The organism is Burkholderia sp. Nafp2/4-1b (assembly GCF_003635165.1).
In the GTDB taxonomy this organism is placed as follows: domain Bacteria; phylum Pseudomonadota; class Gammaproteobacteria; order Burkholderiales; family Burkholderiaceae; genus Burkholderia.
In genome coordinates this window covers 48,268-69,040 of sequence record NZ_ML058647.1, presented here as the reverse complement: position 1 = coordinate 69,040, position 20,773 = coordinate 48,268, and the positions used below count along the sequence as shown (strand labels likewise).

The 20,773-nt window shown below is 68.8% G+C and carries 14 protein-coding genes; 5 read left to right on the top strand and 9 right to left on the bottom strand.

Going from position 1 to position 20,773, the window contains the following annotated elements:
* Positions 1 to 178: 178 nt before the first annotated feature.
* Positions 179 to 1,294 carry a glycosyltransferase family 9 protein gene (locus C7H84_RS34570; protein ID WP_121862999.1) on the bottom strand — a complete coding sequence of 372 codons (1,116 nt, stop codon included), beginning with the start codon at positions 1,292 to 1,294 and terminating at the stop codon, positions 179 to 181.
* A gap of 304 nt (positions 1,295 to 1,598) precedes the next feature.
* Positions 1,599 to 5,132 carry a DNA polymerase III subunit alpha gene (gene dnaE, locus C7H84_RS34565; protein ID WP_121862998.1) on the bottom strand — a complete coding sequence of 1,178 codons (3,534 nt, stop codon included), beginning with the start codon at positions 5,130 to 5,132 and terminating at the stop codon, positions 1,599 to 1,601.
* A 222-nt stretch (positions 5,133 to 5,354) separates the two neighbouring features.
* Between dnaE and C7H84_RS34560 the strand changes: the two genes are divergently transcribed.
* Positions 5,355 to 6,209 (top strand): sulfurtransferase, encoded by an 855-nt coding sequence (locus C7H84_RS34560; protein WP_121862997.1) that lies wholly within the window; start codon positions 5,355 to 5,357, stop codon positions 6,207 to 6,209.
* Positions 6,210 to 6,231: 22 nt separating this feature from the next.
* Entirely contained in the window at positions 6,232 to 7,125 is an 894-nt protein-coding gene (gene gluQRS, locus C7H84_RS34555; RefSeq protein WP_121862996.1) for a tRNA glutamyl-Q(34) synthetase GluQRS, read from the top strand.
* Between the two features lie 373 nt (positions 7,126 to 7,498).
* Here the strand turns inward: gluQRS and C7H84_RS34550 are convergent, their stop codons facing one another.
* From C7H84_RS34550 to purT, 4 genes are all read right to left on the bottom strand, one after another.
* Positions 7,499 to 9,055: a DEAD/DEAH box helicase gene (locus C7H84_RS34550; RefSeq protein WP_121862995.1), complete on the bottom strand. Its 1,557-nt coding sequence runs from the start codon at positions 9,053 to 9,055 to the stop codon at positions 7,499 to 7,501.
* 460 nt (positions 9,056 to 9,515) lie between these two features.
* A complete protein-coding gene (locus C7H84_RS34540) occupies positions 9,516 to 9,908 on the bottom strand; it encodes an MliC family protein (protein ID WP_121862994.1) in 393 nt (130 codons plus the stop codon).
* A gap of 98 nt (positions 9,909 to 10,006) precedes the next feature.
* Positions 10,007 to 10,180 (bottom strand): DUF6726 family protein, encoded by a 174-nt coding sequence (locus C7H84_RS37710; RefSeq protein WP_346428412.1) that lies wholly within the window; start codon positions 10,178 to 10,180, stop codon positions 10,007 to 10,009.
* 39 nt (positions 10,181 to 10,219) lie between these two features.
* Positions 10,220 to 11,434, bottom strand: a complete 1,215-nt coding sequence (gene purT / locus C7H84_RS34535) for a formate-dependent phosphoribosylglycinamide formyltransferase (protein ID WP_121862993.1) — start codon at positions 11,432 to 11,434, stop codon at positions 10,220 to 10,222.
* A 228-nt stretch (positions 11,435 to 11,662) separates the two neighbouring features.
* Here purT and C7H84_RS34530 point away from each other — a divergent pair, with 228 nt between their 5' ends.
* Positions 11,663 to 12,208 carry an META domain-containing protein gene (locus tag C7H84_RS34530; protein ID WP_121862992.1) on the top strand — a complete coding sequence of 182 codons (546 nt, stop codon included), beginning with the start codon at positions 11,663 to 11,665 and terminating at the stop codon, positions 12,206 to 12,208.
* A gap of 260 nt (positions 12,209 to 12,468) precedes the next feature.
* Here the strand turns inward: C7H84_RS34530 and C7H84_RS37420 are convergent, their stop codons facing one another.
* Positions 12,469 to 13,305, bottom strand: a complete 837-nt coding sequence (locus C7H84_RS37420; RefSeq protein WP_240462185.1) for a hypothetical protein — start codon at positions 13,303 to 13,305, stop codon at positions 12,469 to 12,471.
* Between the two features lie 123 nt (positions 13,306 to 13,428).
* On the bottom strand, positions 13,429 to 13,740 hold the full coding sequence (locus C7H84_RS37415) for a hypothetical protein (protein ID WP_240462184.1): 312 nt from the start codon (positions 13,738 to 13,740) through the stop codon (positions 13,429 to 13,431).
* Here C7H84_RS37415 and C7H84_RS34525 point away from each other — a divergent pair.
* Complete coding sequence (locus C7H84_RS34525) at positions 13,715 to 17,320, top strand: DNA translocase FtsK (RefSeq protein ID WP_240462183.1); 3,606 nt, start codon at positions 13,715 to 13,717, stop codon at positions 17,318 to 17,320. The two genes, C7H84_RS37415 and C7H84_RS34525, sit on opposite strands and share 26 nt — an antisense overlap.
* Positions 17,321 to 17,438: 118 nt before the next feature.
* On the opposite strand, the gene C7H84_RS34520 is transcribed toward C7H84_RS34525, so the two are convergent.
* Positions 17,439 to 18,686: a lactonase family protein gene (locus tag C7H84_RS34520; protein WP_121862990.1), complete on the bottom strand. Its 1,248-nt coding sequence runs from the start codon at positions 18,684 to 18,686 to the stop codon at positions 17,439 to 17,441.
* 164 nt (positions 18,687 to 18,850) lie between these two features.
* Here C7H84_RS34520 and C7H84_RS34510 point away from each other — a divergent pair, with 164 nt between their 5' ends.
* Entirely contained in the window at positions 18,851 to 20,680 is a 1,830-nt protein-coding gene (locus C7H84_RS34510) for a glycoside hydrolase family 15 protein (protein ID WP_121862989.1), read from the top strand.
* Positions 20,681 to 20,773 lie beyond the last annotated feature (93 nt).

The following is a 20,773-nucleotide window of genomic DNA, read 5'->3' as shown; positions in this document are numbered from 1 at the left end:
GGGGCGGGGGGCGGGGGGCGGTGGACCGTAGGCGGTGGGCGGTAGGCGGCGTCCCTGTTTCCGACGCCGCAGCGACGCGAATCGCACAGCTCGACTTGAAGCCGCCGTTCTCGGTTGCCGGCGTGTGCGCTCCGGGCGCCGTACCGCCCCCGGTCTGCCGCGGCCGGTCTGCAGCAGACTACGAAACGATCGCGCCGGCGGCGGGTGTCGCGCGCGCGGCCGCAGGAAGCGGCATCGCGCCCTTCGTCACGCCGTTCGTCGCGTCGTCGGGCTGCCCGGGCTGCGCGGCCTGCGTCAACAGATGGAGCACCGCGCGCTCGAGCGCGTCGACTCCGATCGCGTCGACCGTCGGCCCCGCCCGCAGGATCATGTGCGGCACGCCGAGCGGATGCCAGCGCCGGTACTTCTCGGGACGGTCCTCGAACAGCGCGGCCACCGGCACGCCAAGCGCCGACGCGAGATGCACCGGGGCGCTGTCGGCCGACACGATCGCGTCGAGCAGGCTCGCGGCGGCCATCAGCTCGGCCACCGACGGCGGCGCGACATGCCGCGCGTTCACGTCCCGCCACGCGTCATCGGCGGCGCCGGCTTGCGCCGACATGACCGGATCGCGGAACACGATCACGTCGGCGACCGGCTCGAGCCGCCGGGCCAGGTCGCGCCATCGATCGGCCGGCCAGCGCCGCTCGGCGGCCTTGTTCGACACGAACAGCCCGACGCGCGGTTTGGTGCGCGGCCCGAGCAGCCGATACCAGGTGTCCTGCAGCGCGCTGTCCGGATGGACAGACAATGCGAGACCCTCGAGATCGGTACGCGCGAGTTCGGGGACGAGCCGGAATCCCGACAGCGCTTCATGGCACATCGGCCGCGACGCGACGTGTTCGGGCTTGCGATCGTCGAATTCGGATTCGGCATCGTGCCAGCGGCAATCCTTCACGCGAAGCTGGCGCGCGAACTGGATGCTGCTGCGATGCATGCCGCCGTTCGGCACGACCACGAGGTCGAACCGCAGGCGGCGCAGCCGGCGCACGAGCCGCAGCCGGTCGAAGAACGCGCGCATGCGCCCCGGGCGATCGTTGCGCTCGCACTGACGGCTGTACACGTAGGTATGGACTGAATGCACGTGCGGGTTGCCGGCCAGCGCCGCCGCGTTGTAGCGGTTCGCGACCACGTGCAGTTCCGCGTCAGGCCAGCGCTGCTTGAGCGCGCCGAGAAAACCGGTCGTGCAGAGCATGTCGCCCAGAAAATCTATCCGGATCACGAGGATCCGCCGCATCGGTTTCCGGTTGGCCATTGTAGTGGTCGTGCTGTCGATTTTTTATCGTCTCGTACCGACCGGCATCCTGGCGCCCTGCCCGTGCCGGCCTCGTCGCTTGGTCGATTGCGGTACCGTGCGGCATCGCGTGCCGCGCCGAACCGTCCCCGTTTTCACGCGTGCGATGCTGCGTGGCCCGCGGACGAATCGCGGCAGGCGCCGCATCTGCCTCGTGCGCGACGGATTGTATAGCGTCCGGACGACAGCCCCAAGCGTGCGCCGAAATGAAAACGGCCCGCCGCACCGCACGATGGCGATGCGACGGGCCGCTCGGGCGACGCGCTCAGTACGTGATTTCGACGACGCTGCCGTCGAATGTCGCGCGCAGTTCCGCGAGCAGCGTGTCGCTCGGCTTCACGCGCCACGCGTCGCCCAGGCGCATTTCGCCCTGCGCGCGCGCGTTGCTGTAGTGAACCTGGACCGCGAGCCCGTTCGGCAGCGGCGCCTGCGGGCGGCGACCGCCGTCGCGGCCACCGCCGCGCGGCGCGGGCGCCTCGAATGCGGGCGCGGCAGCCGGTTCGTCCTTCGACACGTGCGGCTCGAGCACGCGACGCAGCGCCGACGCATCGGCATTGCCGTTCATCGTGAGCCGCACCGCCTGCGCATAGCGGCTGCGCGCGCGTTCGAGGTCCATCACGGTGTCGGCCGTGAAGCGGATGCCGCCGGTGAACGCATCGTTGCGCGCCTGCCCCTGCACGATCAGCAGTTCATCTTCCTTGAACAGTGCCTTGTTCGCCTCGAACTGCTCGTTGAAGATCGTAATTTCGCACTGGCCCGAACCGTCGTCGAGCAACGCGATCAGCATCTTGCCGCGCTGGGTCATCTGCGTGCGCAGCGACGCGATGATGCCCGCGACGAGCTTGTCGCGCCCTTCCTTCAGGTCGCCGACCTTCTGCCGCACGAATCGGCGCACTTCGTCGCGATACGCGTCGAACAGGTGGCCGGACAGGTAGAAGCCGAGCGCGCCCTTCTCTTCCTGCAGGCGGCGCTTGTCGTCCCATGCGGGCTCGTCGACGAGCGCATGCGCGTGCGGCGACTCGGCGCCCATGTCGAACAGGCCGGCCTGCATCGCGTTCGCCGCGGCCTGCTCGGCCGCTTCCATCGCGAGCGGCACCGACGCGAGCATCTGCGCGCGGTTCGCGTTCAGCGAATCGAACGCGCCGGCGCGGATCAGCGCCTCGACCGTGCGGCGGTTGACGATGCGCCGGTCGATCCGCTCGCAGAAGTCGAACAGGTCGCTGAACGGCTTTTCCTCGCGCGCGCGCAGGATTTCCTCGATCGCGTTCTGGCCGCTGCCCTTCACCGCGCCGAGACCGTAGCGGATCGTACGCGAGCGCTTGCCATCGGCTTCCGCGACCGGCTCGAACCGGTAATGCGACTGGTTGATGTCCGGCGGCAACACGACGAGGTTGTTCACGATGCAGTCGTCGAACAGGATCTTCACCTTGTCGGTGTCGTCCATCGCGAGCGTCATGTTGGCCGCCATGAATTCGGCCGGATGGTGCGCCTTCAACCACGCGGTGTAGTACGCGAGCAGAGCGTACGCGGCCGCGTGCGACTTGTTGAAGCCGTAGCCCGCGAACTTCTCCATCAAGTCGAAGATCTCGTCCGACTTCTCGCGCGTGAGGCCGTTCTTCGCCGCACCTTCGGCGAAGATCTCGCGGTGCTTGACCATCTCCTCGGGCTTCTTCTTGCCCATCGCGCGGCGCAGCAAGTCAGCGCCGCCGAGCGAGTAGCCGCCGATGATCTGCGCCATCTGCATCACCTGCTCCTGATAGACCATGATGCCGTAGGTCTCTTTCAGGACGGGTTCGACGCGCGGATCCGGATACTCGACCTTCTCGCGGCCGTGCTTCCGTGCGCAGAAGCTCGGGATCAGGTCCATCGGGCCCGGACGGTACAACGACACGAGCGCGATGATGTCCTCGAAGCGGTCGGGCTGCGCGTCCTTCAGCATGCCCTGCATCCCGCGGCTTTCCAGCTGGAACACGGCGACCGTGTTGGCCTTCTTCAGGATCTGGAACGATGCGGGATCGTCGAGCGGCACCTGCGCGAGCGACCAGTCGGCCTTCGACGCATCGAGGCGGCGAATGTAGCGCTCGGCCCAGTCGAGGATCGTCAGCGTCGTGAGACCCAGAAAGTCGAACTTCACGAGGCCGACGGCTTCGACGTCGTCCTTGTCGTACTGGCTGACGACGCCGCCGTCGTCGCCCTGCGTGTACAGCGGGCAGAAATCGGTCAGCTTGCCGGGCGCGATCAGCACGCCGCCCGCGTGCATCCCGACGTTACGCGTGAGGCCCTCGACGCGCTGCGCGAGGTCGAGCAGCTGGTGCACTTCGTCTTCGTGATCGTAGCGCTCCTGCAGCTGCGGTTCTTCCTTCATCGCGTCGGCGATCGTCACGTGCTTGCCGGGCTTGAACGGGATCAGCTTCGCCACGCCGTCGGTGAACATGTAGCCGAGATCGAGCACGCGGCCGATGTCGCGCACGGCCGCCTTCGCGGCCATCGTGCCGAACGTGGCGATCTGCGACACCGCATCCGCGCCGTATTTTTCCTTCACGTACTGGATCACGCGATCGCGGCCGTGCTGGCAGAAGTCGATGTCGAAGTCGGGCATCGACACGCGTTCCGGATTCAGGAATCGCTCGAACAGCAGGTTGTAGCGCAGCGGGTCGAGATCGGTAATGCCGAGTGCGTATGCGACCAGCGAACCGGCACCCGAACCGCGGCCCGGCCCGACCGGCACGCCGTTGTTCTTCGCCCAGTTGATGAAGTCGGCCACGATCAGGAAGTAGCCCGGGAAGCCCATCTTCGTGATGGTCCCGCACTCGAATTCGAGCCGCTTGTAGTACGTGTCGCGCTGCGCGTCGCGCTCCGCCGCGTCCGGATACAGCTGCTCGAGGCGCTTCTCGAGCCCGTCCTTCGACAGCTGGACCAGGTAGTCGTCGAGCGACATGCCGTCCGGCGTCGGGAACAGCGGCAGCTTCGGCTTGCCGAGCTCGAGCTTCAGGTTGCAGCGCTTCGCGATCTCGACCGTGTTCGCGACCGCCGACGGCAGGTCGGCGAACAGCGCGACCATGTCGTCCTGCGTGCGGAAGTACTGATCGGTCGTGAAACGCTTCTGGCGCCGCGGATTCGCGAGCATGTCGCCTTCCGAGATGCACACGCGCGCTTCGTGCGCGGTGAAATCGTCGTCGGTCATGAACTGCGTCGGGTGCGTCGCGACGACCGGCAGCTTCAGCGACGCGGCAAGCGTCGCGGCCTGCTGGATGTACGCCTCGGCGCCCGGCTGGCCGTAACGCTGCAGCTCGATGTAGAAGCCGCCCGGAAATACCTTCGCCCAGCGCTCGGCATGACGGCGCGCGGCTTCCTCGTTACCGGCCGCGAATGCGAGCCCGATATCGCCCTGCTGCGCGCCCGACAGCGCAAGCAGCGCCTGCGACAGCTCGCCGTCGAGCCAGCTCGCGTCGAGCTCGGCGCGACCGCGGTACTGGTTCGTGAGCCACGCCTTCGACAGCAGCTCGCACAGGTTCAGGTAGCCGACCTTGTCCTTCACCAGCAGCAGCAGGCGCGACGGTTTGTCGCGATCGTCCGGATTGGTGATCCAGACGTCGCAGCCGGCGATCGGCTTGATGCCCTTGCCGCGGGCTTCCTGGTAGAAACGGACGAGGCCGAATGCGTTGCCGAGATCGGTGAGGGCGAGCGCGCCCTGGCCGTCCGCGGCCGCCGCCTTGACGATGTCGTCGAGACGCACGATGCCGTCGGCAATCGAGAATTCGGAGTGAACGCGAAGATGGACGAAGCGGGGATCTGACATGGGCGTTATTGTAGCCGCGTCGTCGCGCAGGCTGCCCAAAAAATCCCCCGCGCTGGCCGTTCGGCCGATGCGCGCGGGGTCGGCCGAACGGTCGAGTGCCGACGCATGCGCAGTTTGCGGGATAATACGGGTTTTCGAATCTTCGCCCGGGCTTCGCACCCTTATTTGCGGGGCCGCCGTGCGCCCGCCGCACGGCCGCGGCCGTTTTCCCGTCCGATCATCATGACCATCGTCAACCTCGCCGCCTACCACTTCGTGTCGCTCGACGCGACCGAGCAATGGCGCCCGCTCGTCACCGCCCGCTGCAACGAACTCGGCCTGCGCGGCACGATCCTGCTCGCGCCGGAAGGCATCAACCTGTTCGTCGCCGGCCCGCGCGAAGCAACCGACGCGTTCATCGACTACCTGCGCCACGATCCGCTGTTCGAAGGCAAGTTCGCGACGCTGCAGTTCAAGGAAAGCCTGTCCGATTCGCAGCCGTTCCGCCGGATGCTCGTGCGCCTGAAGCGCGAGATCATCACGATGAAGAAGCCGGCGATCAAACCCGAGCTCGGCCGTGCGCCGTCGGTCGATGCGCACACGCTGAAAACGTGGCTCGACCGCGGCCACGACGACGCCGGCCGCCCGGTCGTGATGCTCGACACGCGCAATGCGTTCGAGGTCGACGTCGGCACGTTCGACGACGCGCTCGACTACCGGATCGACAAGTTCAGCGAGTTCCCGGAAGTGATCGACGCGAACCGCGCCGATCTCGAGGGCAAGACGGTCGTGTCGTTCTGCACCGGCGGCATTCGCTGCGAGAAGGCCGCGATCCACATGAAGGAAATCGGCATCGAGAACGTGTACCAGCTCGAGGGCGGGATCCTGAAGTATTTCGAGGAAGTCGGCGGCGCGCACTACCACGGCGACTGCTTCGTGTTCGACTACCGCACCGCGCTGAACCCGCAACTGCAGCCGACCGAGAACGTCACGTGCTTCGCATGCCGTGCGGTCGTCACGCCCGAAGCCCAGCAATCGCCGAGCTACGTGCCCGGTCAGTCGTGCCCGGCCTGCGCACAGGCGGCAAGCGCCGCGTAAACGCGCGTTGCGCCGCGCCCCGATGAACGGCTATCGCGGCCGCTTCGCGCCGTCGCCCACCGGCCCGCTGCATTTCGGCTCGCTGGTCGGTGCGCTTGCGAGCTGGCTCGACGCACGCGCGCACGGCGGCGCGTGGCTCGTTCGCATCGAGGACATCGACGGCCCGCGCACGGTGCCCGGCGCCGCGGACGACATCCTCGCGACGCTCGCGCATTTCGGCATGACGCCCGACGAGCCGCCCGTATGGCAAAGCACGCGCGAGGCCGCCTATGCGGCCGCGCTCGAACGGCTCGTCGCCGCGGGGCGCGTCTATCCGTGCGGCTGCACGCGCAAGGAAATCGCCGATTCGCTGCGCGCGGCGCACGAGCGCCACACGACCCTCGCGTATCCGGGCACCTGCCGCACCGGCCTGCACGGCAAGCCCGCGCGCGCGTGGCGGCTGCGCGTGCCGGACGGCGACGCTGCGATCGTCACGTTCGATGACCGCTGGCAGCACACGCAAGTGCAGAATCTCGCGACGGAAGTCGGCGATTTCGTGTTGAAGCGCGCGGATGGCCAGTGGGCGTACCAGCTCGCGGTCGTGGTCGATGATGCCGACGCGGGCATCACGAGCGTCGTGCGCGGTGCCGACCTGCTCGACTCGACCGCGCGCCAGATCTACCTGCAGCGCTGTCTCGGCGTGCCGACGCCTGACTACCTGCACGTGCCGGTCGTCGTCGACGCGAACGGCGAGAAACTCAGCAAGCAGACAGGTGCGCTCGCGCTCGAGCGCGACGATCCGCTGCCGGCGCTTCGCGCCGCCGCCGCGCATCTTGGCCTGACGGCCGATGGCGAACTGTCGGGCAATACGATGGACGCGTTCTACGCGGCCGCGACGGATGCGTGGGCGCGTCGCTTCGGGCCACGGCGCGCTTGAACCGCTCAGGACCGGCTTGCGCTGGTCGCCTGTCTCACCTTGACGGTTCACCGCCTCACCGCCTCACCGCCTCACCACTTTACCGCTTCACCGCTTCACCGCCTCAGCCTGCCTCAGCCTGCCTCACCGCCTCACCACTTCACCGCCTCAGCCTGCTTCACCGCTAAATCACGACCGCAGCCCGGAACGGCACGCATGCCAACGACACGGCACGGTAACGCATCGGCAACCGCCGCTGCCGCACACGGCAAGCAACCGCCCCTCGCGCGCCCTCCCAAATGCGTCGTCCAATGAAAAACGGGCACATGCTCAACGCATGCACCCGTTTGCGCGGCAGCGCTCGCGCGCCGCCTCGACCGCCTGAACCGTCCGGTTACGCCGACGGCTTGCGCGGCATCCCGAACCCGCCGAGCAGCGCGGCAACCTGACGCTTCGGCCCCTTCTTCTCGGTCTGCTGCGCGGACTTCGTGTCGTCCGGCTGCGTCGCCGGCACCGACGGTTCGTACGGCTTCAGGAAGAAATCGTCGACCGGCGCCTCGTGGCGACGGTGATGGCCACCACGCTCGGAACCGCCCGAACGACGCGCCGACGCACCGCGATGCTCTTCGCGATCGCGACGGCCGCCACGTTCGCCGCCGCGCTCACCTCGATCGCCGCCACGCTCGCTGCCACGTTCTTCGTGACGATGGCGTGCGGGCTTGTTGAGCACGAGCGTCTGCACGTCGAGCGGACGCTTGATCAGCTTCTCGATATCGGCGAGCTGCTTGCGCTCGTTCGGGCTGCACAGCGACAGCGCATCGCCGGTCGCGCCCGCGCGGCCCGTACGGCCGATCCGGTGCACGTAGTCTTCCGCGCTGAACGGCAGGTCGAAGTTGATCACGGCCGGCAGTTCGGCGATGTCGAGACCGCGCGCGGCCACGTCGGTCGCGACGAGTGCCTCGATCTCGCCGCGCTTGAACGCGTCGAGGGCCTGCATCCGTTCGAGCTGCGTCTTGTCGCCGTGAATCGCCGATGCGACCACGCCGTCGCGCTCGAGGTTGCGTGCGAGCCGGCTCGCGCCGATCTTGCTGTTGCAGAACACGATCACCTGCTTGAGCCCGCGATCGCGCAGCAACTGCACGACGGCCGCCTGCTTGTCGCCTTCGGCGACGTCGTAGACGATCTGCGTGACGTTCGCGTTGGTCGAGTTGCTGCGCGCGACCTCGATCGTCTGCGGGTTGCGCAGGTAGGTCGACGCGAGCTTCTTGATTTCGCCCGAGAACGTGGCCGAGAACAGCAGCGTCTGGCGCTCCTTCGGCAGCAGGTTCAGGATGCGCTGCAGGTCGGGCAGGAAGCCCATGTCGAGCATCCGGTCGGCTTCGTCGAGCACGAGGATCTGGACCTGACCGAGATTCGCGGTCTTTTGCTGCACGTGGTCGAGCAGGCGGCCCGGCGTCGCGATCAGGATCTCGACGCCGCGGCGCAGTTCGGCCGATTGCGGGTTCATGTCGACGCCGCCGAACACCACCGCGCTGCGCAACGGCGTGTGCTTCGCATACGCGTGCACGTTCGCGGCGACCTGGTCGGCGAGCTCGCGCGTCGGCGTGAGGATCAGCGCCCGCACCGGGTGGCGCGCCGGGGACGCGCTCGTGTTGGCCTGCGGCAGCAGACGCTGAATGATCGGCAGCGAGAAGCTCGCGGTCTTGCCGGTGCCCGTTTGCGCGGCGCCCATGACGTCGCGGCCGGCGAGCACGACCGGAATGGCCTGCGCCTGGATCGGCGTCGGCGTCGTATAGCCCTGCTCCACAATGGCTTTCAGGATATCGGGGGCAAGGCCGAATTGATCGAAGGTTGCGTCGACAGGCTTGGCGACAGAATCGGACATGGTGGCGTTTCGCTCAAAAGGCGCGGCGGGGACATCGTGCGTCAGGCCGGCCGGGCCTGCGCTCATCACAATTCGGAAATAGACGGAGCCGCGGCGCGCCGCGCGGCGCCGCTCTGGCGCTTGGGTCCGGTTCAATGCGAACGCTGGACGCCAGGCCGTGCGGACTCCGTTCGGCGCGAATGCCGGCGGAAAGGGCCGTATTGTAGCACTGCGCGGCCATCTGTCCGTGACAACGCCGCGAACGGCCACCGAGGCGGTTCGCGGCGTGCGCCGGCAGGCCGGGCGCACGGCGATGTGCGAGCGGTCGGGCTATGTCGATCGGCCGACGGCCAAAAAACGGGGCCGAATCGCGGCTGCGGCGATCCGCAAAGCATCGCGCGGCCGAAGAGCGCGACTTGGCCGGCCCCGCCGCGCAGAGGTCAAATCGGGCTGCCGGCGCTGAGTGCTGCGATCGCGGTGATCGGGGTGATTGCGGCGATCGCGGCGATCGGCACGCTTGCATCGCCTCTCCGATCGCGCGCGACGCTCAGCTCTTGTTCTTTTTCTTCTTCTCGACCTGCACGCAGTCGCCGAGCAGCGGCGCCGCGTTCTGATCGGCGATCTCGTCGCGCAGCGTCCCTTCCTTGCCCTTCGTCCACCACGTATAGCGTCCGGCCTGGTAGCGCACGCCCGACGCCGACACGGTATCGACGAACAGCAACTGCTGGCCGTTGACCGGCACCAGCGCGAAGCTCTGGCCGTTGCCCGCGCGCCAGTACGACACGCGTACCGGCTGCTTCTGGCTCGCACACTGGTAGACGGCCTGCACACGCGCATCGGCGTCGATTTCCTCGACGGTAAGTTGCGCGGCATGCGCGACGGAAACGACGGAAACGGCGGTGCCGGCCAGCGCGACCGCGGCGAAGATGTGGCGAATCATGCAGGTCCTCTCACGAGACGGGTGGAAGCGCGCCCTCGCGGGGCGCGGTTATCGTCGGGATGAATCGAAGGAAGTCGAAGAAATCGAAGGTCCGTCGGTCAGGGATCGATGACGTCGGCGCACGCGTCGGTCGGCGCGGCCGCCACATGGCCGACCAGCGGCACGATCTTCAACCCGGCCGACGCGACCCGGCACGGCGCGGCCGCGAGCCCGCACCCTGCAAGGCTCGCGACCAGCGCCAGCGCGGCGCCCAGCTTGGCCGTACGTCCGATCCGCCGCCATGTCGACGCCTTCGTTCTCCCCTGGCTCGGTCAGTTCGCCGACACGGGCCGCACGGCCGCCGCCGCGCGCTTCGCGCGTTCGCGGGCTTCGTCGACGGTCGCGCCGGTCGCGAGCGCAACGCCCATGCGGCGCTTCGCGAAGCTTTCCGGCTTGCCGAACAGTCGAAGGTCGGCGCCCGGCACGGCGAGCGCGTCGCGCACGCCCTCGAACGCAATCCCGCGCTCGTCGAGCCCGCCGTAGATCACCGCCGACGCGGCCGGCGAGCCGAGCGTCGGATCGACCGGCAGCCCGAGAATCGCGCGCGCGTGCAGTTCGAACTCCGACTGGCGCTGCGACGCGAGGGTGACCAAGCCGGTGTCATGCGGCCGCGGGCTCACCTCGGAGAACCAGACGTCGTCGCCGCGCACGAACAGCTCGACGCCGAACGTCCCGCGCCCGCCGAGCGCCTCGGTCACCTTGTGCGCGATCTCGCGCGACTTTTCCAGCGCAACCGCGCTCATCGGCTGCGGCTGCCACGATTCGACGTAGTCGCCCGCGACCTGCACATGGCCGACCGGCTCGCAGAAGTAGGTGCGCGTCTCCAGCGTGGCCGGGTCGATCGCCCGCACGGTCAGTTGCGTGATCTCGTAGTCGAAATCGATGAAGCCCTCGACGATCACGCGGCCGTGGTTCACGCGGCCGCCCGCCATCGCGTAGTCCCACGCCGGCTTCACGTCGGCTTCGGTCCGCACGACCGACTGCCCCTTGCCCGACGACGACATCACCGGCTTCACGACGCACGGCATGCCGATCTTCGCGACGGCCGCGCTGAACGCATCGAACGACTCCGCGAACGCGTACGGCGAAGTCGCGAGCCCGAGCTCCTCGGCCGCGAGCCGGCGGATGCCTTCGCGGTTCATCCTGAGCTGCGTCGCGCGCGCGGTCGGGATCACCTCGGCGAGGCCGGCCGCCTCGATCGCCGCGAGCGCGTCGGTCGCGATCGCCTCGATTTCCGGCACGATCAGGTGCGGACGTTCGGCCTCGACCACCGCGCGCAACGCGGCGGCGTCGGTCATGTCGATCACGTGCGCGCGATGCGCGACCTGGTGGCCCGGTGCGTCCGCATAGCGGTCGACCGCAATGACTTCGACGCCGAGCCGCTGCAACGCAATGATGACTTCCTTGCCGAGTTCGCCCGCGCCGAGCAGCATGACGCGCGTGGCCGAGGGTGAAAGCGGCGTACCGAGCCGCTGACCGATCTGCATGTGATTTCCCGCTGGTTCTGTTGGAGGACGAAAACGGCTTCGATGTTAACACGCGCATCGGCGTCGGTTCGGGCGGTTGTTTCGGCGGCTTCGTAGCGCCGCCGCCGCGCCGCGTGCGGCCCGCAGGCACGCTGCGAACGTTTTCACGCGTGAAGTGTCGGCTCGCCTCGCGCGGGGCGGGTGCGTTACTCTTACGCCTTGATCAGAATCCGATGAGGAACGAGGCTCATGTCCCACCTGTCCGCCGCCGCACGCGCACGCACCGGCCTGCTTCGCCCGTTGCGCGCGCCGCTCTGCGCGTTGACGCTTGCCACGCTTCTCGCCGCCTGCGCGATGCCGACCCATTCCGACTCCGCCGCCCCCGCCCCCGACCCGTACAACCCCGCCGCCGTCCAGTTGCTCGACGACACGAGCTGGGAGCTCACGAGCTGGCAGAACGCCGACGGCACGCCGCGCACGATTCCGCACGGCGACAACGGCGAGCCGATCAAGCTCGCGCTGTCCACCGATTCGGGCGTGCGACGCGCCAGCGGCTTTTCGGGCTGCAACCGCTACATGGGCACCTACGCGCTCAAGAACGGCCTGCTGAGCTTCGGCCCGCTCGCCGGCACGCGGATGGCGTGCCCGAACGCGCTCGGCGGCCAGCTCGAGCGCGCGTACCTCGACGCGCTCGCGCACATCCAGAAGACCGGCGTGCAGATGCGCGAGCCGCAGCAGTTGCAGATCGTGACCGAAGCCGGCGAGACGCTGACCTTCACGCGCCGGAACTCCTGATGCAGCACGCGGGCGAAGGCCGACCGACCGCCTTCGCCGCACGCGGATTCACGACATATGCGCGCGGCAGCCTGAACGCGCATCGCTGCCTTCATACTGCCTCGGCGCGCTGTCAGTCTCGTTCGTCGGCCGGTTAAACTCGGCGGGTCGCGCACCGCGCGCCCCACCCTCTTCCTGTTTCATCAAAGCATGCACACGGTTGTCTTCGGCTGGTTCGGCATCTCCGCCGTCTGGTTCCTCCTTCTCTTCTGGCGTCTCGTTCAGGCGATGCTGCCCGGCGGCGGCGGGCTCGCCGGCCCCGGCTCGATTCGCCTGTGGCTCGGCTTCGCTGCCGTGTTCGTCGCGAGCTGCGCGCTGACGAGCCCGTTGTCGGGCCCCGACATCAACGCGCTCGGCCATGCGCTCTCGAACGGCTTCACGCATCTGCTCGGGCCGATCGGCACGCCGGTCGCGATGGTCGTGCTGTTCTTCGCGGGCCTGCCGTGGCTGACCGGCATCGGCTGGCGGCAGTTCGCCGCATGGGTCGATACGTCGTTCGGCGTGAAGCTCGCGCGCGATGTCGCCGACGACGACGTGCGCGGCGTCGCCGACCTGCCGCGCAGTGCGCTGCACCGCGACGACGACATCGTGCAGCCGACTACCGCCCACACCGTCAACTCGATGGCGCCGCGGCAGAACGGCCGGTATTCGCGCCCGACGCTGTGGAAGCCCGATCCGCAGGCCCGGCCGAAGCCGCGCAGCAGGCCCGCGCCGCGCCCGTTCGCGGAGCCGGTCGCGCCGTCGGGATGGCTGAAGCCGACGCCCGCCAACCGGATGCCGGTGCCGCCCGCGCCGGGCACGACGAGCGCGATGCCGCCCCCGACCACCGGCAGCACCGCGAGCCTCGCGCGTGCCGCCGCGAACGCACAGGTCCCGCGTCCGAATCCGGCGCCCCTTCCGGTCGGGTTCGAACCCGTTCGGCCGCAACCGGCCACCGCGCGACCTGCCGCAGCCGCACTGAAGCAGCCGGCCGCACCGCGCGCCGCCGTCACGCCGCGCCCGGTCGCCGCAACGCCGCCGCGCACGCCCGCGCGCCCGATCACGGGCGCCGGCGCCACCGCCGCCGCCGGCCAGTCGCAGGAAGCCGCGCGCCGGCGCCCGGCGCCGCCGGCCCCGGCGCGCGCACCGCTCTACGCATGGGTGCAACAACCCGCGGAGCCGATCACGCCGGCGCCGAGCGTTCACGACACGCTGCGCTCGATCGAGGCCAGCACCGCGCAGTGGGCGACGCTGGACGGCGTGCGGTCGAGCGATGGGTCGACAACGACGGCCGCCGTGGCTGGCGCCGCGGCCGCGGCCGCGGCAGGCAGCGTGGCCGCGATGGCATCGATGGCATCGACGGCCGCACCGGCCGCGGTCGTTGCGGGTGCGCATCCGGTTGCGCCGCATGATGCAGGCCGCCAGGAGGCGCGGGAAACCGTGTCGTCGGCATATGACGACAACGAGCCGATCGTGCTGGATGCGTTCATGCCGGCCGAGCCGAGCGTGCGCACGCCTGTTTTCGATGACATGGATACCGGCGCCTCGGCGTTCGGTGACGCTGCGCGCCATGTCGTGTCGGATCTCGGCGTCGAGACCAACGCGCCGGCGCATCATGCCGACGACGAGCCTCTGCATGATGCAGATGCGCGCACCGCGCCGGCCTTCGACGCGCCGATCGACTTTGCGCCGTGGGAAGACATCGTCAGCCAGCCGGTTTCCGGATTCGGCGCGTCGCACCAAAGCCCGATTTCCACGCCGCTGTCAGGCGTGGGCGAGTCGCTCGCTGCAGGCGCGGCAGTCGAAACGTCTTCGAGCGCCGTCAACTCAACGGCGAGCGATGCGGGCCGCATCGTCAATACGATGGACGCGGCCTCGGCCGCCGACATCGTCAACCAGCACCCGTCGCGATCTGCACTTTCCGCCGATGCCGGCGTATTGGCCGATGCGGAACAACACGCGCCCGTCGCGCCGGACGGCGTGAAGCCCGTCGAGCACGTTGCGCCAGCCACTCCCCTCCCCGCTTCGTCGATCGCGGCAACGCCCGCGCGTCCGCTCCCCGACGTGATGCCTGCAGCCGCGGCAGCTGTGGCGACAACGTCGACCTTGGCTGCGGCGAATCCGGCGCCGGCCGACGTCGCGACGGGAACGGTCTGGAAAGCGGCAGTGAAGCGCGAGAGCGAAACCGCGCCGTCGCCCGCAGACACGCAACGCGCCGCGCCGCCGGCACCGGCACCTGCTGCGTCGACTTCGACGATCCCGGAACCTGCTTCCATCGATGCCACCGCATCCGCGTCGTGGTCGAAGCCGTTGTCCGCTGAACCCTTCGCCGCCGCGCCGATGATCTCGCCAACCGGCGCGTCGTCGCTCGTCGGCAGCGCAGCCAGTTCTGCTGCGCCGGCGCAGGCGAACACGGCGGGCAACTCGCCGGTCGCCGCGACGTCTTCGTTTACCGGCATGACGAATACGGCCTCGGGTTCGCCGTCGCAACCTGCCGTATCGGCCATGTCCGCTGCATCGGTCGCGCCATCCGCAGCGACGGGGGTCGCGAGCACCGCGTACGGATTCAGCGATCGTGCAGGGGCGCCTGCACCGGCGACGCCGGCCCACACGACATCGGCTGACACCGCCTCCCCGTCCGCAGCGCTGCCGGCGGCAACCGCCACACCCGCGCCGGTGGCTGCAACGAGTGCATCGGGCTCGGCCACCACGCAGCCGTCCTGGCCTACGCCGAACGCAACGGCGGCAACGTCCGTCCCGACGTCCGTAGCCGACGCTTCCAGCTCGAGCGCGACGCAGCTTCCCGCAGCGGCCGCGACGATTGCGACGGGCGCCTCGGCGATGAGCACCGCGCCCGCTTCCCCGACCGTGGCAGCCGCCTCGACCGGCACGGCCTTCGGCGTCACTGCATCGCAACCGACGGCAAGCGCGCCGGTGTCGCCTGCCGCCGTGGCATCCGCGCCGTCCGGTAGCGCATTCACCGCCGCCGCTGCGACGAGCACTTCGGCGATGAGCGCCGCACCCACTTCCCCGACCGTGACAGCTGCGTCGACCGGCACGGCCTTCAGCGTCGCTGCATCGCAACCGACGGCAAGCGCGCCGGTGTCGCCTGCCGCCGTGGCACCCGCGCCGTCAGGCAGCGCATTAACCTCTGCTGCGACGGCCTCGACCGCGCCTTCCGCGCCGCCGTCAGTATCGGCAGCGCCGGCCTACTCCGCCCCGGGCGCAGCCATCAACACACCGCTCGCGGCGCAACCCACCGCGCCCGTGCCGGCACCGGCACTGCAAGCCCAGTCATTCGCCGCCGCACCGGCAGCGGCACCGCAAGCCCAATCGTTCGCCGCCGCACCGGCACCGGCACCGGCACCCGCACCGCAAACCCAATCGTTCGCCGCCGCGCCGGCAAGCTGGTCCATGCCCGGCGCCGGCGCAACGACCGCGCCCGCCGTCACAATCGCGCCGCCTCCGCCCGTAACGCTTCCGGAAGCCACCCAGCCGCCGGCCGCCGACCCCACGGCCCCCGCGGAACCGGATATCGCGGCCGCCGACGCATTGGCAGCCCCCACCCGGCCGCCGCGTCCGAACGCATTCGAATTCCACGCGCCCGCGTCGTTCAACGTCGAACTGCCGACGCTCGACCTGCTCGAGCCCGCTTCCGACGACGTCGAAACGATCACCGAAGAACATCTCGCGCAAACGGCCCAGATCATCGAACAGCGCCTGCAGGAGTTCAAGGTGCCGGTAACGGTGGTCGGTGCATCGGCCGGCCCGGTGATCACGCGCTTCGAGATCGAACCCGCGCTCGGCGTGCGCGGCAGCCAGATCGTCGGCCTGATGAAGGACCTGTCGCGCGGCCTCGGCCTCACGTCGATCCGCGTCGTCGAGACGATTCCCGGCAAGACCTGCATGGGCCTCGAGCTGCCGAACGCGAAACGTCAGATGATCCGCCTGTCGGAAATTCTCGAATCGCGCCAGTACCAGCACTCGACGTCGCAGCTGACGATCGCGATGGGCAAGGACATCACCGGCCACCCGGTCGTCACCGATCTCGCGAAGGCGCCGCACATGCTGGTCGCCGGCACGACCGGTTCCGGCAAGTCGGTCGCGATCAACGCGATGATCCTGTCGCTGCTGTACAAGGCGACGCCGGAAGACGTCCGGTTGATCATGATCGACCCGAAGATGCTGGAGCTGTCGGTCTACGAAGGCATCCCGCACCTGCTCGCGCCGGTCGTCACCGACATGAAGCTCGCGGCGAACGCGCTGAACTGGTGCGTCGGCGAAATGGAGAAGCGCTACCGGCTGATGTCGGCCGTCGGCGTGCGCAACCTCGCGGGCTTCAACCAGAAGATCCGCGATGCCGAGGCGAAGGAAAAGAAGATCGGCAACCCGTTCTCGCTGACGCCCGACGATCCCGAGCCGCTGTCGAAGCTGCCGCTGATCGTCGTCGTGATCGACGAGCTGGCCGACCTGATGATGGTCGCCGGCAAGAAGATCGAGGAGCTGATCGCCCGTCTCGCGCAGAAGGCGCGCGCGGCCGGCATCCACCTGATTCTCGCGACGCAGCGCCCTTCCGTCGACGTGATCACCGGTCTCATCAAGGCGAACATCCCGACGCGCGTCGCGTTCCAGGTGTCGTCGAAGATCGACTCGCGCACGATTCTCGACCAGATGGGCGCCGAATCGCTGCTCGGTCAGGGCGACATGCTGTTCCTGCCGCCGGGCACGGGCTACCCCCAGCGCGTGCACGGCGCGTTCGTCGCCGACGAGGAAGTGCACCGGATCGTCGAATACCTGAAGCAGTTCGGCGAGCCGCAGTACGAGGAAGGGATTCTCGACGGCCCGGCCGCCGACGGTGCGACGCAGGACCTGTTCGGCGACGCGCCGGATGCGGAAGCCGATCCGCTGTACGACGAAGCGGTCGCGTTCGTCGTGCGCACGCGGCGCGCGTCGATCTCGTCCGTGCAGCGTCAGTTGCGCATCGGCTACAACCGCGCGGCACGTCTCGTCGAGCAGATGGAAGCCGCCGGACTCGTATCGCCGATGGGCATCAACGGCAGCCGCGAGGTGCTCGTGCCGGCCGCGGCCGACTGAGCATGGCGGCCGCCCGGGCCGCCGACGACCGACACGGGCACCTGCGCAAGCGGGCCTCCCTCACGAGAAGGGCCGAAGGGCGCTGCATCTGCAGCGCCCTTTTTACATCGCCCCGGATTTACTGCGCGACCGGCACCAGCTTGAAGTCGACCGGGCTGCCGAGCGCCACCTTCCGCGGATTCGGGCCGAGCTGCCCCGTTTCGACATCGCGGTTGAACACGTAGAACGTGTCGCTGTCCTGGTTGCCGACGATCAGCCATTTGCCGGTCGGGTCGATCAGGAATTCGCGCGGCGTCTTGCCGAGGCTCGACTGGCGCCCGACCGTCTTCAGCCGGCCGTCCGCGTGGTTCACCGCATAGATCACGATGTCGTTCACGTCGCCGCGGTTGCTTGCGTACAGGAAGCGTCCGTCCGGCGACAGGTGGATCGCACCGCCGCCGACCTTGCCCTTGAAGCCCGGCACCGTCATCGGCACCGTCTCGACCGGCGTCAGCTTGCCGTCGTGATAGCCGAACACCTCGACCGACGCGTTGAGTTCGCTCGTGACATAGGCGAACCGGCCGTCGGCGCTGAACACCATGTGACGCGGGCCGGAGCCGGCCTTCACGGGCGTGTAGCGCGTGTCGGTCGGGCTGATCAGCCCGCGGCTGCCGTCGACCGTGTAGCGATACCCGTAGATCTTGTCGGCGCCGAGGTCCTGCACGAACAGGTAACGGCCGTCCGGCGAGAACACCGTCGAGTGCACGTGCGCACCATCCTGGCGCCCTTTCACGGGCCCGGTGCCTTCGTGATGCACGGTCAGCACGGCCGGGCCGACCGCGCCGCCGTCGGCAATCGGCAACACCGCGAAGCTGCCGCCCGGATCGGCCGCAACCGAATAGTTCGCGGTGACGAGGTACTTGCCGTCCGGCGACAGCGCGAGATAACAAGGGTCATTCCCTTCCGCCGACACACGGTCGATGAACGTGAGCGCACCTGTCTTCGCGTCGAACCCGAACGCGCTGATACCGCCGCGCTGCGAGGCCGGCCCGTTGTCGCCGGGCAGTTCGTTGACCGCGTAGACGGTGCGACCGTCGCGGCTCGGCAACAGATAGGACGGATTCACGGTCTTCGCGGACGACACGGGCGCGACGCTGCCGGTTTTCGTATCGAACCGGTACACGTAGATGCCGTCGCTGCCGTGCCCGGTATAGGTGCCGACGAGCAGGTTGTAGACGCCGTCGGCCGGTGCCGGCGCTTGTTGCGCGAACGCGTGACTTGCGGACAGGGACAGCACGATTGCGAAACCTTTCACCCAATGAGCGACCCTAAGCGGGAACCCTCGTGTCGAAGCGCGCGCGTCATGCTCGCGTAATCGGTTGGGCATTGAATCCTCCTTGCGTCGAGTCGCTTCAAGTGTTGAGATAGGGCGGACCGCCGGCCGTTCATGCGCTCCGCCGCCCGGCCGAGTATACGGGGCGCGGCGCCGGCGCGTGAAACCGGAGCGCCGCAGCTGCATTGTGAACTCGAATACCTAAGGACCGCTTGCCCATGCCCGCCTTGATCGAAGACTACGCCCTCGTGGGCGACGGCCACACGGCCGCGCTGATTTCGAAAGACGGCTCCGTCGACTGGCTGTGCTGGCCCCGCTTCGATTCGGGCGCCTGTTTCGCGGCGCTCGTCGGCACCCCGGAGCACGGCCGCTGGCTGCTTGCACCGGCCGCCGACGCCGCGATCACGCACACGACCCGCCGCTATCGCGGCGACACGCTGATCCTCGAAACCGACTACGAAAGCGCCGACGGCGCCGTCACGGTGATCGACTTCATGCCGCCCGGCAACGGCTGGTCGGAACTCGTGCGAATCGTCGTCGGCCGGCACGGCACGATGAAGATGCGCATGGAGCTGGTGTTGCGCTTCGACTACGGTTTCTCGATTCCGTGGGTCACGCAGCTGTCGCGCGAAAGCGGGATGAAGGCAATTGCCGGTCCCGACACGGTCGTGCTGCGCACGCCGGTGCCGCTCACCGGCAAGAATCTCCATACGCTCGCCGAATTCACGGTGAGCGCCGACGAGCGCGTGCCGTTCTCGCTCGGCTACGCGGCGTCCCACCTGCGGCTGCCGCCCGCGCGCGATCCGCTGTCGATGCTCGCGCGCACCGAGAACTACTGGCTCGAATGGTCGGGGCGCTGCCAGGTGCAAGGCCGCTACGCGGCCGCGGTGCGCCGCTCGCTGATCACGCTGAAGGCGCTCGCGTACGAGCCGACCGGCGGGATCGTCGCCGCGCCCACCACGTCGCTGCCCGAAAAGATCGGCGGCAACCGCAACTGGGACTACCGCTACTGCTGGCTGCGCGACGCGACCATCACGCTGCTCGCGCTGATGCGCGGCGGCTACTACGACGAGGCACGCGCATGGCGCACGTGGCTCGGCCGCGTGATGGCCGGCTCGCCGGAGCAGATCCAGATCATGTACGGGATCGCGGGCGAGCGCCGGCTGCCGGAGATGGAGCTCGACTGGCTGCCCGGCTACGAGGATTCGAAACCGGTGCGGGTCGGCAACGGCGCCGCGAACCAGCTGCAGCTCGACGTGTTCGGCGAAGTGATGGCCGCGCTGCACCTCGCGCGCGTGGGCGGCCTGCAGGCCGACGACACGGTGTGGTCCGTGCAGTGTTCGCTGCTCGACCATCTCGAGAAGATCTGGCAGGAGCCCGACGAGGGTATCTGGGAAACCCGCGGCGGCCGCCGCCATTTCACGTTCTCGAAGGTGATGGCGTGGGTCGCGTTCGATCGCGCGATCAAGTCGGCGGAGATGTTCCGGCTGCCCGCGTCGCTCGATCGCTGGCGCGGGCTGCGCGACCGGATCCACGCGGACGTCTGCGAAAACGCGTGGCACGAAGGCAAACAGGCGTTTGCGCAAAGCTACGGCAGCGACGAACTCGACGCGAGCGTGCTGCTGATGCCGCTGCTCGGCTTCCTGCCGCCGGAAGACCCGCGCATCGTGGGCACGGTCGATGCGGTGGAGCGGGAATTGCTGCATGACGGGCTCGTGATGCGATACCGCACGACCGAGTACGACGACGGCCTGCCGCCCGGCGAAGGCACGTTTCTCGCGTGCAGCTTCTGGCTGGTCGACAACTATGCGCTGCTCGGCCGGATCGACGACGCGCACCGCCTGTTCAGCCGGCTGCTCGCGCTGTCGAACGACCTCGGGCTGCTCGCCGAGGAATACGATCCGGTCGACGGCCGGCTGGTCGGGAATTTCCCGCAGGCGTTCTCGCACGTGGCGCTGGTACATACCGCGATGAACCTGATGCACCACGAAGAGGCAATGGCGCGCGCGGCCGGGCAGCCCGCGCCAGCCGTGGCGACGGGGCGCTGAGCGGCGGTGGTGGCACACTAGGACAATAGAGGAGCGGCTTCTTCAGAGATCGTCAATTCACAAAAGTTTGATGAAACAACGGAGAAATGTTGC